Origin of the sequence: Methylotenera sp. G11 (assembly GCF_000799735.1) — a bacterium.
Lineage (GTDB): Bacteria > Pseudomonadota > Gammaproteobacteria > Burkholderiales > Methylophilaceae > Methylotenera.
The window spans coordinates 1226825-1242478 of record NZ_JUHH01000001.1; the positions used below are offsets into that span (position 1 = coordinate 1226825).

A 15654-nucleotide genomic window follows, 5' to 3' on the forward strand; every position below is an offset into this window, starting at 1 on the left:
AATTAAGCCATATACAACTCTGAAAATAACCCTGTGATTGATGTTCGCTGGAAAGCTTTTTTCTTCATATTGTCTCTCAGTGCAGTCAGCCTTTTTGTATGGCTGACGACCAGCACCACCATCGCGCTGCTCACATTCTCATCGATCCTTCTGATTTACCTTGCGATCCAGGTTTACGGGCTGTATCAACTGCAGACCTGGCTGAAAAAACCTATCCTGGGCGATATTCCGGAAGGCTTCGGCTTGTGGGAGGACGTGTTCAACGCAATATTGAAATACGAACGCAATAACAATCTTAAAAAGTCCGAATTGAATGCAGCGCTTGAGCGCTTTAACACTGTCGCCAATGCCATTCCTGATGGCCTGGTGATATTGAATGCCACCAATGAAATCGAATGGTGTACGGCGAATGCAGAATCCCAGCTTGGTTTGAACCTGGCCACAGACAAGCACCTGCCTATCGTCAACCTGGTCAGAAACAGTCATTTCATCGCCTATCTATATAACGGGGTCTATAACGACCCTTTCAAGCTCAAAGATGCCAGGAACACTGACGCTATCCTCGAAATATGGCTGATACCGCTGGTCAGCAAACAGAAACTGCTGATCAGCCGCGATATCACGCAACTGGAAAAAGTGGATGCCATGCGGCGCGATTTTATTGCAAACGTCTCACACGAACTCAGAACTCCGCTGACGGTGGTCGGCGGGTTCATTGAAACCCTGTCAGACATGGAAGGTGCGGTACCCGAGAGCATACGCGGCTACTTTGACATGATGCAGGATCAGACCACGCGCATGCGCAGGCTGATCGAAGACCTGCTGACGCTTTCACATATCGAAAGCAATACACAGCCGCCGGAAGACCGGCCAATCGAGATGCTGGCACTCATCAATATGCTGCATAACGATGCCAAGGCCTTGAGTAATGGCAGACACCACATCAGTGTAGACATCGACCAGCAGCTCGACCTGTCCGGCGCTGCCGACGAACTGCATAGCGCCCTCGGCAACCTTGTCAGCAATGCAGTTCGCTATACCCCGGAAGGCGGCGAAATCCGCATTAGCTGGCAGCCACGCAACAAGCTGGCGGTTTTCAGCGTAAGCGACAACGGCATCGGCATCGAGCAGCAGCACATAGACCGGCTGACCGAGCGCTTCTATCGCGTTGACCGCAGCAGGAGCCGCGAAACCGGCGGCACAGGACTGGGGCTTTCCATCGTCAAACACATCTTGACCCGCCATCAGGCCAAACTCGCAATCAGCAGCATCCCCGGCAAGGGCAGTACTTTCAGCGCCATTTTCCCTGAATCGCGAATTATCAAAAAATAACGACCATGCATTCATACCGGAGCCACTGAAGTCATGAAGACCTTTTTCTGGTTTATCCTCACTGTACTATCAGCTTTCTCCCTGGCGGGTTGCTCGACTGTTCCGGAATCAGGCAAAACACCGGACAAAGTCATTCCACAGCAGCAGGATCGCAGCACGATCAACCAGTTAGGCAAAAGTGATTTTGATCGCATGGCCGATGTTGAAATACGCGAAAACGCAGAAAGCCTGCGTGCTTTAATGCTGAAGCTGTATAAGCGCAACCCGGGTGAGCTTAAAAAAAGCACGTCTGATACCGCGGATAAAATGGCAGCATGGGTGTTTGATGGCGGTGCGCAGCATCAGTACCGGCTTGAAGAAATCAACAACCTGCAGTCTACGGACGCCATTTTTCAGGCATTCAGACCAGAATACAATGGTGACCGTGTGCTGTCATTCATTGTAGGGCTGCAAACCATGCTGCTTAAAGCGCATAACGACAAAACCGACTTTTACCTTACCGACAGCATTGATCCGCAGCGCATTTACAATGTAGCGAGAAATATTGAAATTGCGGCATGGAAACTGTCGAATGCGCGCAAACATGATGGCACGCTTTATTTACTGACGAATGAAATGAATGAGACCGAGAAGAACTTATCATTTGAACGCGAATTCGGCAAAATAATCGGCCGTACGGATTTATATGCCATCTCACTTGCGGAAAAATCCCAGCGATTTATTTCGCGCGTGATGCAAAATCTGGCAACTGCGGTATTCCTGCCTATTTAACTATACACTTAAGAACTGCACGTAAAACGGGATAAGGCGGCAGTCATATCTAAAAATCGCCGCCCTATTTACCTGGACAACGCATGCTAACTCACGCGATCTTGTGATTGCACATATTTAGTCATGGCGGATTTGGCAGATACGACCCGGGCAATTTCTTTACCCGATTTGCTGAAAAAAATCACGGCAGGCAGTGATGCATCCGGCAGGTTCAATGCAGTCTTGTAGCCCGCAACCTTTTCATTCTCGACTGCCAGCAATAAAGGTGCATAACCTTGATTTTGATTGATTTGCGCCAGCAGCAGATAAGCTGCCTCTGCCGCAATTTCACCCCGCTCGGTCAACACCAGAATCACGCCTTTTTCACTTTGTGCCGCTTTTGAAATAACGCTGGTATGTATATCAAAAGTCGGGCTGGATTTTGCGTATACCGTCAACGCACTGGCCGCCAGAACCGCGCTCAATAACAACGGCGCTCGCTTCTTCAGTAAATTTTTCATTTTAGATCTCCTAATCATCAAATTGATGGGTACTGCATTGGTATAGCAGCATAATTTATGCCAATGACAGTTTGGAGACTTGATAATGAAAGATATATGACAAGTGTCAGCGCACGCAAAGTGTCGCCGTTATTGGCGCTCAGGCTAACTGACATTCTTATTCCGCAGCCGTTGAACCGTGTGAACAATGCTTGATTAGCGTGCGTAATGAACCGAATCGTGCATTACACCGGAATTTTAATAAGGATTGTTTAAGCGGAAGCAATCCAACTGCTGCCAGCTGAACACTCCGCTCATATGCTGCATCAACGCAGTATCGGGCTGGTGCGCGCCAATACTGCGGCGATTGCTATTTATCGGCTGATTCAGCGGCGGGCGCAGGAACCTCTACCTGTTCCACAGCTTTGGCAATATCACTCGCTGCCCGCTCCGCATCGGCCGCCGCGTCTTTAGCAGCATCGAGGGTATTCGCTTTCATTTCGGTAATGGTCTCTTTTGCCGCTTGCGCACTGTCTTGCTGTGCCTGCTTGCAGGCTGCCAGGCTACAGGCAACCAGCAGGCCGAACAGAATATTTTTTAACGAACGATTCATTGTGACTCCCTTATAAAAAAACTAAGGCCATCATGAAGATGGCCTTAATACTTACTTACAGCAATACTTTTTCGATACCGCCATTGTTGGCTTTATTTACATACTCCTGCATCCAGTTCTCACCGAGGATATGTTTAGCCATTTCAACGACAATATAATCAGCTTCGATACCGGTATCTTCACCGTAGCGGGATAAGCCCTGCAGGCAGCTTGGGCATGAAGTCAGTATTTTCACGGATTCTTCAGGCTTGCCCACGGTCAGCCCCATTTTAGCCATACCACTCTCAAGTTCTTCCTGCTTGCGGAATTTAACCTGGCTTGCAATATCCGGACGTGCTACCGCAAAGGTACCGCTCTCGCCGCAGCAGCGGTCATTCAGCTGCACATCCTGCCCCATCAGCTTGTTCGTGACTTCAAGCGGCTTATAGGTCTTCATCGGCGTATGGCATGGGTCATGGTACATGTAACGGGTACCGGTCACCCCTTGCAGGCGCATGTCTTTTTCCATCAGGTATTCATGGATATCCAGCAGACGGCAGCCCGGGAAAATCTTCTCGAACTCATATTTCTGCAATTGATCCATACACGTGCCGCAGGACACAATCACGGTTTTGATGTCGAGGTAATTCAAGGTATTGGCCACACGGTGGAACAGCACGCGGTTATCAGCTGTGATTTCCTGGCCTTTATCGTGGTTGCCAGCCGAAGTCTGCGGGTAGCCGCAGCACAGGTATCCCGGAGGCAATACCGTGATTGCGCCAACCTCATACAGCATGGCCTGCGTTGCCAGGCCTACGTTTGAGAACAATCGCTCTGAACCGCAGCCAGGGAAGTAGAACACGGCTTCAGAATCCTCAGTCACCTTCTGCGGATTACGGATCACCGGAATCATGTGATCATCTTCAAGTCCGAGCATCGCACGTGAAGTTTTAGACTGCATTTTCTTCGGCATAGGGCGATTGACGAAATGGATCACCTGCGCCTTGATCTCTGCCTTGCCTACCGTTGCCGGCGGATGCTTCTTGTCACGCAGCAAACCAAACCGCTTGGCCAGTGTGTGCGCGAAGTTCTGTGCCTTGTAACCCCAGTTGATCATAACGGTACGCAGCAGCTTGATCGTGGCTGGGTCTTTGGCGTTCAGGAACGCCATGCCCACGGCGGTGCCGGGGTTGAATTGTTTTTTGCCCTGCTCGCGCAGGAAGTTGCGCATTTTGATTGAAACGTCACCAAAATCGATATCGACCGGACATGGTTTTTCGCAGCGATGGCATACCGTGCAGTGGTCTGCCACATCATTGAATTCATCAAAATGCTTGATGGAAATGCCGCGGCGGGTCTGCTCTTCGTACAGGAAAGCCTCGATCAGCAAGGACGTAGCCAGTATCTTGTTACGTGGACTATACAGCAAATTGGCGCGTGGCACATGCGTGCTGCATACCGGCTTGCACTTACCGCAGCGCAGGCAGTCGCTGATGTCATCGGCAATTTCACCGACGGCAGACTGCTCCATAATAATGGATTCCTGCTCCAGCAAACCGAAGCTTGGCGTGTAGGCGTTGTCCAGGCCGGAGCCGGCCAGCAGCTTACCCTTATTAAAGTGGCCGTTCGGGTCGACTGTATTTTTGTAGACAGTGAAAGTATCTATCGTAGCCTGATCCAGGAACTCCATTTTGGTGATGCCGATACCATGCTCGCCTGAAATCACGCCATTCAGACTGCGTGCCAGCGCCATCACCCGCGCCACGGCAGCATGCGCATCCTGCATCATGCCGTAATCGTCGGAGTTTACCGGGATATTGGTGTGCACGTTGCCGTCACCCGCATGCATGTGCAAGGCAACGAATACACGGCTTTTCAATACCTGTTTATGAATCTCGTCGCAACGCTCCAGAATTTTCTGGTATTCGCGGCCGGCAAATATATCGGCCATCGGGCGTTTAAGTTCACGTCTCCATGAGATGCGCAGGTCATAGGACTGCACGGCACGGAATATATTCTCATACTGCACGAATGCCGCACCGGCATCACCTAAAGCAGAGACAGGTGCATCCAGGTTATTCAGGACAAAGCTCCAGCGCGTACGCAGGTCGGCAATCAGGTTTAACGCCATTTCCTGTTTGCTTTTGACCATATGGCCATCCACGTTGCCGTCCTCATCAGGCTGCAGCGGCAAATCACTCTGCATGAAGGCTTCGATCGCATCCAGCAGTTTGAGCTTGTTATTGATGGACAAATCAATGTTGATACGCTCGATACCGTCGGAGTAATCACCCAGGCGCGGCAACGGAATCACCACGTCCTCATTGATTTTGAACGCATTGGTATGTCTGGCAATCGCCGCTGTGCGGGAACGGTCCAGCCAGAACTTTTTACGCGCTTCGCTTGATACTGCAATAAAGCCCTCGCCATTACGTGCATTACACATACGCACCATGGCAGAGGCCACTTCACCGACTGCATTTTCATCATCGGAAGCGATGTCAGCGATCAACACCATTTTCGGGCGCTGCTGGCGCGCAGCTTTAGTCGCGTAACCTACCGCCTTGATATAGCGCTCATCCATATGCTCCAGGCCAGCCATGATCACGGCTGGCGTCTGTTTGGCAGTGGCATCCAGGTAATCCTTGATTTCCACAATTGCCGGTACCGCATGTGCAACGTTGCCGAAAAACTCCAGGGCGATCGTGCGCACATGCTTGGGCATACGATGCAGAATGAATGTCGCACTGGTAATCAGGCCGTCACAGCCTTCTTTCTGTATCCCAGGCAAACCGGACAGGAACTTGTCAGTCACATCCTTGCCCAAACCCACCTTGCGGAAGCTAGGGCCCGGTATTTCCAGGATCTGCGGTTCGGCCAGCAGGGTTTTCATATCATCGCCATAGCGGCTGATCTTGAAACGCGCGGTTTCAATGTCGTGAATCTTGCCTAAGTTATGATCCAGGCGCTCGACTTCCATCCAGTCGCCATCAGGGGTCACCATGCGCCATGACGCGAGGTTATCCAGAGCCGTGCCCCACAGCACGGCTTTTTTACCACCCGCATTCATCGCCACGTTACCGCCGATACAGCAGGCATCCGCACTGGTAGGGTCGCAGGCAAATTCAAGGCCGGCATCGGAAGCCGCCTCCATCGCACGGCGTGTTACCACGCCGGCACCGCATTCAATAGTCGCCACCTGTCGCGCAACGCCAGGCAAGGTACGCATCTGCACACCGGTGTGCTGGTCCAGTTTCTCGGTATTGATGACCGCAGACAACGGAGTCAGCGGGATAGCGCCACCGGTATAACCCGTACCGCCGCCCCTAGGGATGATAGTAAGCCCTAACTCGATACAGGCGCGCACCATTGCCGCGATCTCTTTTTCCGTATCCGGCGTCAGCACCAGGAATGGATATTCGACACGCCAGTCGGTCGCATCCGTCACATGGGATACGCGTGATAAACCGTCAAACTTGATATTGTCTTTACGCGTAATTTTAGCCAGCTTGGCAAATGCTTTTTTACGCAGGTTCGCGGTTTGCCTGAACTCATTCTCAAACTGGGTGACCGCCTGTCGTGCAGCCACCACCAGTTTCAGCACTTTCGCATTGCCGGCACTGCGCTCGTCTATCGCTGCGATACGGTGATGCAGCGCATCTACCAGCGCTTTGCGGCGTTTAGGGTTTTCCAGCAGGTCATCCTGCAGATAAGGATTGCGTGACACCACCCACAGATCACCCAGCACTTCAAACAGCATGCGCGCAGAACGGCCGGTTTTACGGACACCGCGCAATTCATTTAAAATGCCCCATATTTCTTCACCGAGAAACCGAATCACGATTTCACGGTCAGAAAAAGAGGTATAGTTGTAGGGGATTTCGCGCAGGCGCGCCGCAGGCTTATGCTCTGCGTTAAGAATATGGCTGGTTAATGGTGCGTTCATTTAATTTTTGATAAATAGCCTGGCTATTAAAAGATTATTATAACATGCCATGCATCTGCAAATAAGCGCAAGCACTGCATGGTTATTAGATGTAAATCAAACAGATTAAATCCCCTCGATTACAGATAATTACTCTAGACGAAATAATTTGAAACGTTACACTGAGAATATGAATAGTTTATTAAAGAAATCGCTGCTTCCCGCCATCATCATCGCCCTGCTCGCATTTCTGGCATTGCAGCTGCACCAGAAACCCGCTGCGCCGGATGTCACATTCAACACCATTGATGGCAAACAGATATCAATGGCATCATTAAAAGACAAAGTCGTACTCGTCAACTTCTGGGCCACGGACTGCCCGGGCTGCATCAAGGAAATGCCTCAGCTGATAGACACTTACAAGCAATACCATCCAAAAGGCTTTGAAATCATTGCGGTTGCCATGCCCTATGACCCGATCTCGCAAGTGTTGAATTACAGCAAAGCCCAGGCACTGCCGTTTCCGGTAACGCACGACAGCAAATCAGAAATCATCAGCAGTTTTGGAAAAGTCAGCCTGACGCCCACTGCATTCATTTACGACAAGCAAGGCCACCTGCTGCAGCACACCATAGGCGAGCTTGACTTTAATGCGCTCCAGCAACTGTTAGATAAAGAATTGAGCCTCTAGAATGCTTTGGGTTAAATCACTCCATATTATTTTCGTCACCAGCTGGTTCGCCGGCCTGTTTTACCTTCCGAGGCTGTTCGTAAACCACGCGATGGTAGTTTCCAATCACAGCCCCGACTATGCGGTTTCAGAACGGCTGAAACTCATGGAGAGAAAGCTTTATCGTTTCATGCTGCCCTTAGCCTTGCTGGCATTGGGGTTCGGCCTGTGGTTATGGCTGGGTTATGGCATCAGCGGCGCCTGGATGCACGCCAAACTCACACTGGTAGCCGTGCTGGTGGTATACCATTGGTATTGCGGCAGGCTGCTGACTGATTTCAGACTGGATCAAAACAAGCACAGCCACACCTGGTATCGCTGGTTTAACGAAATACCGGTTCTGGTGCTGGCTGCGGTTGTCATTCTTGTCGTGGTAAAACCTTTCTAAATTACAACCATATCCAATCAGCGCAACCCATGGAAATATTCGATTCGCCCTGGCTCATCAACATGCTGGCAAAAGCCAGCAAAACCCCGCAGGGCAGATTGCTGGCCTTGTTCGACATCCTGCATGACTGGTTAAAAGCGCCCAGCTTCGAGCAAGCCTCGGTGACGCTAGGCGCGCCAAGCCTGCCCCTGGTCAACTACTGCCTTGAGCAGGCCAGACTGCTAGGCGCTGAAAACCCCGAACTGCTCGCAGAACATATCGTACTGATTGCACAGAATGCCGCACGCCATGCCATTGTGCAGCCCGAGAGCAATAGCCTGATCCATGCCAGAAAAGTTGCGCAAGCGCTGATCCAGGCACAGACACAAAGAACAGGCCTGGCGGCAAACCTAAAAAGATCACACGCAGTGCATTACGGCGTCGCAGCCAGCTTGCTGATGCTGATCGGCGCCGCTGCAATATGGCCTCCCATGCTCATGCACAGCCGCAACGCCCATGCCCAGCTTGCTCAGGCAGATCAGCGTGACAACATCACCGTGGTGAATGCCGCAGGAAATCAGAACAAGGCGCTGACTGCAATCGACGCCTCCAGGATGTATGCCAAATATGAGCAGATGCGCCAGGGAACCTGCCAGTTTCCCGAAGCGCTCCAGATTCCGGATAAACACAAATCCATCTATCTGGAAAACGTAGTCGGCGGCAAGCTCCCCACAGATCTCGACGACCTTAGCGTCGCTAACTTCTATCTGGAAAAAGTGCGCTGCAACTTCACGCCCATGCTGATGGCAGCATCAAAATAACCCTTAGGCAAACGCCGAAAATAATTGTTGCAATATATGTATACCGATTAGTATAATCAGCTGCATGTCCGGCTTACGTGAAAAAATACTCAGCACCGCAAGCGATTTGTTTCAAACGCAAGGTATCAACTCGACCGGGGTAGACACGATCGTGGCGACTGCCGGCACCACCAAGATGACACTCTATAAATACTTCAGCAGTAAAGAGCTGCTGATCCTGGAAGTGCTTAAGGAAGGCCATCAGGATTTCCAGACCTGGCTCAATAACAAACTCAACGCCAACGCCAGGCATCCCGCCGAAAAACTGCAGAAACTGTTCGACTACATCGAAGAGTGGATCACCGCACCTGAATTCAATGGCATTGGCTTCATCAAAGCTTCAGCGGAATTTCCGAAGGAAGATAACCCGGTACACATGCTTTCTGCCGAGCAATCCATGCAGTTTCAGGAATACATCAAACAGCTGGCTCACGAAGCCAACATTCAGGATGCCGACGGCCTGTCACTGCAGCTATCACTCCTATTCAAGGGCGCAGCCCAGGCAGAGCAGATGAAACGCGGCTCCGACGCGATCAAATATGCAAAAACAGCGGCAAAAATCCTGATTGACGGCGCATTAACCCGCTGATTCAAAACACGCCCGCTTCGTTCTCCTTGCCCAACCGCAGCAATACCTAAGATAATAAGCGTTTTAACTTAGCCTGCTATTTTCATGCATACACTCATCTGCGGTTCCCTTGCTTTCGACACCATCATGGTGTTCCAGGATCAATTCAAAAACCATATCCTGCCTGACAAAATCCACACGCTCAGCGTTGCGTTCTATGTGCCGGAGATGCGCAGGGAATTCGGCGGCACCGCCGGTAATATCGCTTACAACCTGCAATTGCTGGATGGCAATCCGCTTATTATGGCGACAGCAGGCGAAGACTTTGCCCCATACACCGCGTGGCTTAACAAAAACAATTTAAACACAAGCCATATTAAAACGATTGCCGGCAGCTTTACCGCACAGGCCTTTATTACCACAGATATCGACGACAACCAGATTACCGCATTCCACCCCGGCGCCATGGTGGAATCACATCAGAACAGCGTGAAAGATGCTAAAGATGTAAGCCTTGCAGTGATCGCCCCAGATGGGCGTGACGGTATGTTCCAGCATGCCCGTGAATGTTTCGAGGCCGGCATCCCATTTCTGTTCGATCCAGGCCAGGGCCTGCCTATGTTTAATGGCGAAGAACTGCTGCAGTTCATTGAAATGGCAGATTATTTAGCGGTGAATGATTACGAATCACAGATTATTCAGGATAAAACCGGATTAACGCTTGATGAACTGGCGCAAAAAGTAAAAGCGCTGATTGTGACCCTTGGCGGCAGCGGCTCGCAGATATATGCAGACGGTCAACGCTATGACATTCCATGCGTTGTAGCCTCTCAGGTAGTTGACCCTACCGGCTGCGGCGATGCCTACAGAGCTGGCTTGCTCTACGGCATAGTCCGCAACTGGGACTGGCAAACCTGCGGCAGGTTGGCCGCTACGATGGGCGCCATCAAGATTGCAAGCCGTGGCGGACAGAACCACGCACCAACGCGTGAAGAAATTGAAACTGTTTACACACAGGCATTAATGAAAGAAACTATCGCATCAGAAAGAGCAGCTTCTTAAAAGCCTGCATTTTAAAAACCGTAGCCTCTTAAACTTTTGCGTTTAAGCTACGTCATAATGAGTGTTATATTCAATAAAGAAATCAGAGGAAATAAATCATGCGCATTACTCGATTATTGGCAGTGGGCTTATTAGCAGCATTATTGGCCGCTTGCGCCAGCTCTAACTCCGGCAGCGTATATAGCCGTGATGAGGCACGCAGAGTACAGACGGTAAAAACAGGTGTCATAGAAAGCGTACGCCAGGTGAAACTTGAAGGCACCAAATCCCCGGTCGGCACGATAGCCGGTGGCGCTGTAGGCGGTATAGCCGGCAGTTCGGTCGGCGGCGGCAGAGGCAGCGCCATCGCAGCCGTCATCGGTGCGGTTGCTGGCGGCTTGGCCGGCTCAGCGCTGGAAGAAGGCGTTACACGTAAAGATGGCGTAGAGCTCACCGTGAAACTGGATGGCGGCGGCATGATTGCAATCGTACAGGAAGCCGACGAAGTCTTTAATGCCGGTGAAAAAGTCCGCATCCTTGAAAGCGGCGGAGTATCCCGCGTTTCACACTAGCGACACTACAAGTACGCAGCCATGAAGCTGCGCCTGACACACCAGCACACCTGACCTGAAGGCCCTGTTATTCCTGCATTGCCAGGCCAACAGGGCTTTTATATTTTGCATGCCACCCTTGCCCGGCTGTCAATAAACCGTCACTTCTCCGTCATTAATTATTCATATCCACCGATTAAAGTCTCTTTCACAAAAAGGAGAAAATAAATCATGGCGAATAACTTAACGTCACGCAAAGCAGTTATATTAACTAATAACAGCAAAGACCTTGGTCACGAGCTCGCTGCACCGCAAAGAAAGCTCTACGTCAGCCTTGCCCGTACACAAGCAGAAATTGAAGAAGCGCAGCGCCTGCGTTACAAGGTTTTTGCAGAAGAAATGGGCGCCCAGCTTTCCGGTACGGGCGGCCTCGACATTGACGGTTTTGACCAGTTCTGCGATCACCTGATTGTGCGTGACAGCGGCACTAACCAGGTCATAGGTACTTACCGCATTCTAATCCCTTCAAAAGCCAACGAGGCTGGCGGCTATTACTCTGCGGGCGAGTTTGATTTAAGCCGAATCGCACACCTGTTTGACCGCACGGTTGAAGTCGGCCGCGCCTGCGTACACCAGAACTACCGCAACGGCGGCACCATCACCATGCTCTGGGCTGGCCTTGCCAAATACATGCAGATCCACAACTACGAATACATGATTGGCTGCGGAAGCATCAATATGTCTGATGGCGGCCACCTGGCAGCCAGCCTGTACAGCAAGCTGCAGGATGAGTACCTATCTCCGCTGGAGTACCGTGTATTTGCACACAATCCGCTGCCTATCCATTCATTGAACTGCGATCTGCAGGTTGCCTGCCCACCGCTGATCAAAGGTTATTTACGCCTGGGAGCCTATATTTGCGGGGAGCCGGCATGGGATCCCTATTTCAACACGGCAGATATGCTGGTAATGTTACCGTTATCCAGAATCAACCCAAGATACGCCAGCCATTTTATGAAATAAGCACTGGAAGTATCGATACTTAAGCTTTGCAGACTATAAAAACAGATCTATCCTCAACCAGTAAAATAATCAGGTTGTTCCGGGTTGGCCGCATCGTCGCCCATACCCTGCTGGGTTTAACCATCGCCAGCGTAGTCTTACCGCTAGCAGGAAAATCCTTTAAATCACGTCTGATCCAATGGTGGTGCAGAAAACTGCTGGCCGCTTTTAATCTGCAAGTGAGCAGCCATGGCCATATCCCTGCAAAGGATGCCCAGCTCACCACGACCATGTTTGTAGCCAACCATATCTCCTGGTCGGACATTCATGCGATCAATAGCGTGATTGCGCTGCGCTTTATTGCAAAATCAGAGATCCGGAACTGGCCGGTTTTTGGCTACCTGGTCAGCCGGGCAAATACACTGTTTATTGACCGCAGCAGGAAACGTGATGCAAAACGCACCATTGACGTTGCGGTGCAAAGCTTGCAGGCCGGCGATAACCTGTGCCTGTTCCCTGAAGGCACGACGACTGACGGCAGTGTCCTGCATCCATTCAAAAGTAGCCTGATACAAGCAGCCATTGAGGCAAAAGCGTCTATCCGGCCTGTAGCCATTCGCTACCCGCACCCGGATGGTGGCGTGAATATTGATGTGGCCTACGCCGGGGAAACAACGCTCATGCAATCCATGCAGAAAATACTTTCGCAAAAAAAACCTGTAATCGAACTGCATTTCCTTAAACCGATTACAGCTGAAGATGTAGCGAAACAAGACCGCCGCGAACTGACTTTGCAAATTGAAGCATTGATACGCCGGCACCTGGCACTGTAATGCAGCCAGTCAGAAGCCATATGAAGGTTATTAAGCATGGGGCTTTAATATGGATAAAGCGCCACCGTTACGGCGAGGTGACAGCCGTTAACTTTTGATGGCCTTTACGGTAATGGGATTATCCGACGGATGTGAGTCGACCTGCACGACCACCTTGGTTTCAACATTCATCGCTGTCAGTTTACCGCCCCACAGGCACCCTGTATCCAGGGCATAAATATTCGCCCGCTGTTGCAATCCCAATGCTGACCAATGTCCGAAAATCACCTGCGTATCTTTTGTAGCCCTCCCCGGCACGTCAAACCAGGGAATATAACCAGCCGGAATATCCTGCAGCTCACCCTTGAATTTAAATTCCATCTTTCCTTCCGTAGTGCATATCCTTAAACGCGTAGCCGCATTGGTAATCAATCGCAGCCGGTCAAACCCGTGCAGCCCGTCACTCCAATGATCCGGCAGGTTGCCGTACATGTGCCTCAGGAAATCCAGGTAATGATCACCATGCAGAACCTTTTCAACCTCAGCAGCATAGCCAAGCGCCTGCTCTGCTGTCCATTGCGGCAGCAAACCGGCATGCACCATCAAATGATCGCCTTCCCGGTAGATCAGGCGCTGATGTCGCAGCCAGTTTAAGAGCACCCCCCTATCAGGCGCTGCCAGCAGCGCATCCAGAGTATCGCCCTTATGTGCGGCAACGATCCCTTCTGCCACCACCAGGGCATGCAAATCATGATTGCCAAGCACCACCGTGAGGCTATCCTGATGTGCGTAACACCAGCGCAGCACCTCCAGCGAACCGCTGCCTCTATTGATAAGGTCGCCAACCAGCCACAAACGGTCTGACTTCTCATCAAAGCTTATGCGTTCAAGCAGCGCCTTAAATGCATGATAACAACCCTGAATATCACCTATTGCATATATAGCCACGCACACTCACCATTTAAAATCCACCAAAAGCATTGCCAAGAAAAAAGCCACTTAGTTATTAAGTGGCTTCTCTTCATCTTACGCTAAAAATAACCTAAAAGATTAGAATTTTGCGCCTGCTGCATTCGCCATATGTTTCACGGCACCTGCGACTTCATCATCGCTCAGGCTTGGATTTCCACCTTTAGCCGGCATTGTACGCACACCTTTAATCGCGTGAGATACCAATGTTTCGTAACCTTGCTTGATACGTGGCTCCCACTGTGCCTTATCCCCAAATTTAGGTGCATTCATCAATCCAGCTGCATGGCACATGGAACATACGGCCTTATATACTTCCTCACCACTTTTACCTGCTGCCGGAGCTGCAGCAGCAACAGGCTCTGCCGTTTTTGCTTCGGCTGCCGGGGCAGCTGCGGCTTCTGCCGGCTTATCTGCAGCCGCTTTTGGTGCCGGTGCTTTGAAATTTGCACCTGATGCGTTTGCCATATGTGCAACCGCACTTGCGATCTCACCATCAGTCAGTGCAGGGTTACCGCCACGTGCCGGCATTGCACGAATACCTTCGATGGCATGCTTGATCAGTGTTTCATAACCTTGCGCAATACGTGGCTGCCATTGACCTTTATCACCAATTTTTGGCGAATTCATCAGGCCAGCTGCGTGACACATAGAACATACCGCTTTAACCACTTCTTCACCGCTTTTTTCAGCGCCTGAAGCTGCACCGGCTGCTGCGACTTCAACAACGGCTACAGGCTTGATATTTTCTTCAACCTGAGAAACGGCTGCTGTTGGCTCTGCAACCTCAATCGTGTCAGTTACACCAAAAATTTTCGCTACCAACAAAACAAATAGGACAATACCTACGACACCTACAAACGAGGCAAGTACGACTTGTCCAAATGAATAGCCTTTTTCGTCGCTATTTACATTGCTCATTACAGTTCATTCCCAGAAAAAATTAGTAAAGAAACGATTATACCTGCACTTTAGATTAAGGCAAAAAGACAGATTAAGGCAAAAAGACTAAAAATCCAGCCGAAAATCAAATGCATGGAACAAAGTCATTAAACGATATGAAAAATGCCGTCTCCGAATACCGCACGCAGCGATTCTGTTTGTTATAATGCGCTACCTGTTGTTTATACGCGCCCGTAGCTCAGTTGGATAGAGTATTGGTTTCCGAAGCCAAGGGTCGTGGGTTCGACTCCCGCCGGGCGCGCCAATCAAGTATAGAAGTGGGCACTTGTAATGAGTTACCCACTTTTTTATTGTCTATAGTTACCGCATGCGCCATTGCGCTGTAGCTACCTTTTACGACAGCGGTTTTGTCGTTGACTACAATTTCATCAATCAGCAGATTTAAGTAGCTTTTTGCGAGCGCAGAATCTTTGGCAAGCAGCTTGGCTTTCAAGGTCTTGGCAAATGCATCTACTTGGCTGGCCTTGAGCTGGTCTACAGGAAGGGAATGCTCACGTCGAACCCCTGCCTGCTCTATCAAGAGCGCCTCTCGCGCCGACTTGAGCTGTTGGGCGCGGCGTTGGGTGGTCTCATCAAGGTCGATGACACCCGTCTCGATAGCATCCAGTAAGCGATGCTGCCTTTCCTCGATTTGCTTGATCTGGCGGTTCAATTCATTGACGCGCTGCTGCTGCAGGTCTTTGCTGCTTTTC

15 protein-coding genes and 1 tRNA gene are annotated in these 15654 nt (G+C 50.6%); 11 read left to right on the forward strand and 5 right to left on the reverse strand.

The annotated features are described in order from the left end of the window. Positions 1-33 precede the first annotated feature (33 nt). Both phoR and GQ51_RS05645 read left to right on the forward strand, forming a co-directional pair. Positions 34-1332: a phosphate regulon sensor histidine kinase PhoR gene (phoR, locus tag GQ51_RS05640; protein ID WP_047550855.1), complete on the forward strand. Its 1299-nt coding sequence runs from the start codon at positions 34-36 to the stop codon at positions 1330-1332. A gap of 33 nt (positions 1333-1365) precedes the next feature. Further along, positions 1366-2103: a hypothetical protein gene (locus tag GQ51_RS05645; RefSeq protein WP_047550858.1), complete on the forward strand. Its 738-nt coding sequence runs from the start codon at positions 1366-1368 to the stop codon at positions 2101-2103. 86 nt (positions 2104-2189) lie between these two features. On the opposite strand, the gene GQ51_RS05650 is transcribed toward GQ51_RS05645, so the two are convergent. From GQ51_RS05650 to GQ51_RS05660, 3 genes are all read right to left on the reverse strand, one after another. Further along, the gene (locus GQ51_RS05650) at positions 2190-2603 is read right to left on the reverse strand and encodes a hypothetical protein (protein ID WP_047550861.1); all 414 of its coding nucleotides are present in this window, start codon (positions 2601-2603) and stop codon (positions 2190-2192) included. Between the two features lie 349 nt (positions 2604-2952). Continuing rightward, positions 2953-3195, reverse strand: coding sequence for a hypothetical protein (locus tag GQ51_RS05655; protein ID WP_047550863.1), 243 nt, complete (start codon positions 3193-3195; stop codon positions 2953-2955). Positions 3196-3250: 55 nt separating this feature from the next. Then, positions 3251-7120, reverse strand: a complete 3870-nt coding sequence (locus GQ51_RS05660) for a DUF3683 domain-containing protein (protein ID WP_047550865.1) — start codon at positions 7118-7120, stop codon at positions 3251-3253. Between the two features lie 169 nt (positions 7121-7289). Between GQ51_RS05660 and GQ51_RS05665 the strand changes: the two genes are divergently transcribed. The 8 genes from GQ51_RS05665 to GQ51_RS05700 all read left to right on the forward strand — a co-directional run bounded on the left by GQ51_RS05665 (position 7290) and on the right by GQ51_RS05700 (position 13051). Beyond that, a complete protein-coding gene (locus GQ51_RS05665; RefSeq protein ID WP_047550868.1) occupies positions 7290-7790 on the forward strand; it encodes a peroxiredoxin family protein in 501 nt (166 codons plus the stop codon). A 1-nt stretch (position 7791) separates the two neighbouring features. Continuing rightward, on the forward strand, positions 7792-8217 hold the full coding sequence (locus GQ51_RS05670) for a CopD family protein (RefSeq protein ID WP_047550871.1): 426 nt from the start codon (positions 7792-7794) through the stop codon (positions 8215-8217). A 29-nt stretch (positions 8218-8246) separates the two neighbouring features. Further along, on the forward strand, positions 8247-9017 hold the full coding sequence (locus tag GQ51_RS05675; RefSeq protein WP_047550874.1) for a hypothetical protein: 771 nt from the start codon (positions 8247-8249) through the stop codon (positions 9015-9017). A gap of 64 nt (positions 9018-9081) precedes the next feature. Then, the gene (locus tag GQ51_RS05680; RefSeq protein ID WP_047550877.1) at positions 9082-9645 is read left to right on the forward strand and encodes a TetR/AcrR family transcriptional regulator; all 564 of its coding nucleotides are present in this window, start codon (positions 9082-9084) and stop codon (positions 9643-9645) included. A gap of 84 nt (positions 9646-9729) precedes the next feature. Continuing rightward, positions 9730-10686 (forward strand): carbohydrate kinase family protein, encoded by a 957-nt coding sequence (locus tag GQ51_RS05685; protein WP_047550880.1) that lies wholly within the window; start codon positions 9730-9732, stop codon positions 10684-10686. A 98-nt stretch (positions 10687-10784) separates the two neighbouring features. Further along, entirely contained in the window at positions 10785-11237 is a 453-nt protein-coding gene (locus GQ51_RS05690; protein ID WP_047550883.1) for a glycine zipper 2TM domain-containing protein, read from the forward strand. 210 nt (positions 11238-11447) lie between these two features. After that, on the forward strand, positions 11448-12239 hold the full coding sequence (locus GQ51_RS05695) for a GNAT family N-acetyltransferase (protein WP_047550886.1): 792 nt from the start codon (positions 11448-11450) through the stop codon (positions 12237-12239). Positions 12240-12265: 26 nt separating this feature from the next. Beyond that, a complete protein-coding gene (locus GQ51_RS05700) occupies positions 12266-13051 on the forward strand; it encodes a lysophospholipid acyltransferase family protein (protein WP_081987101.1) in 786 nt (261 codons plus the stop codon). Positions 13052-13138: 87 nt separating this feature from the next. Here the strand turns inward: GQ51_RS05700 and GQ51_RS05705 are convergent, their stop codons facing one another. Together GQ51_RS05705 and GQ51_RS05710 are read right to left on the reverse strand one after the other, a co-directional pair. Beyond that, positions 13139-13978 (reverse strand): symmetrical bis(5'-nucleosyl)-tetraphosphatase, encoded by an 840-nt coding sequence (locus tag GQ51_RS05705; RefSeq protein ID WP_047550889.1) that lies wholly within the window; start codon positions 13976-13978, stop codon positions 13139-13141. A gap of 102 nt (positions 13979-14080) precedes the next feature. After that, entirely contained in the window at positions 14081-14920 is an 840-nt protein-coding gene (locus GQ51_RS05710; RefSeq protein ID WP_047550893.1) for a c-type cytochrome, read from the reverse strand. Positions 14921-15129: 209 nt separating this feature from the next. Between GQ51_RS05710 and GQ51_RS05715 the strand changes: the two genes are divergently transcribed. After that, positions 15130-15206: transfer RNA gene (locus GQ51_RS05715), tRNA-Arg, on the forward strand. Positions 15207-15654: the final 448 nt, after the last annotated feature.

What these genes read in the sequence shown, in the direction of transcription:
- GQ51_RS05685 (WP_047550880.1), top strand. Translation starts at nt 9,730, where the DNA reads ATGCATACACTCATCTGCGGTTCCCTTGCTTTCGACACCATCATGGTG.
- GQ51_RS05650 (WP_047550861.1), bottom strand. Translation starts at nt 2,603, where the DNA reads ATGAAAAATTTACTGAAGAAGCGAGCGCCGTTGTTATTGAGCGCGGTT.
- GQ51_RS05665 (WP_047550868.1), top strand. Translation starts at nt 7,290, where the DNA reads ATGAATAGTTTATTAAAGAAATCGCTGCTTCCCGCCATCATCATCGCC.
- GQ51_RS05655 (WP_047550863.1), bottom strand. Translation starts at nt 3,195, where the DNA reads ATGAATCGTTCGTTAAAAAATATTCTGTTCGGCCTGCTGGTTGCCTGT.
- GQ51_RS05670 (WP_047550871.1), top strand. Translation starts at nt 7,792, where the DNA reads ATGCTTTGGGTTAAATCACTCCATATTATTTTCGTCACCAGCTGGTTC.
- GQ51_RS05675 (WP_047550874.1), top strand. Translation starts at nt 8,247, where the DNA reads ATGGAAATATTCGATTCGCCCTGGCTCATCAACATGCTGGCAAAAGCC.
- GQ51_RS05680 (WP_047550877.1), top strand. Translation starts at nt 9,082, where the DNA reads ATGTCCGGCTTACGTGAAAAAATACTCAGCACCGCAAGCGATTTGTTT.
- GQ51_RS05660 (WP_047550865.1), bottom strand. Translation starts at nt 7,120, where the DNA reads ATGAACGCACCATTAACCAGCCATATTCTTAACGCAGAGCATAAGCCT.
- GQ51_RS05690 (WP_047550883.1), top strand. Translation starts at nt 10,785, where the DNA reads ATGCGCATTACTCGATTATTGGCAGTGGGCTTATTAGCAGCATTATTG.
- GQ51_RS05695 (WP_047550886.1), top strand. Translation starts at nt 11,448, where the DNA reads ATGGCGAATAACTTAACGTCACGCAAAGCAGTTATATTAACTAATAAC.
- GQ51_RS05710 (WP_047550893.1), bottom strand. Translation starts at nt 14,920, where the DNA reads ATGAGCAATGTAAATAGCGACGAAAAAGGCTATTCATTTGGACAAGTC.
- GQ51_RS05645 (WP_047550858.1), top strand. Translation starts at nt 1,366, where the DNA reads ATGAAGACCTTTTTCTGGTTTATCCTCACTGTACTATCAGCTTTCTCC.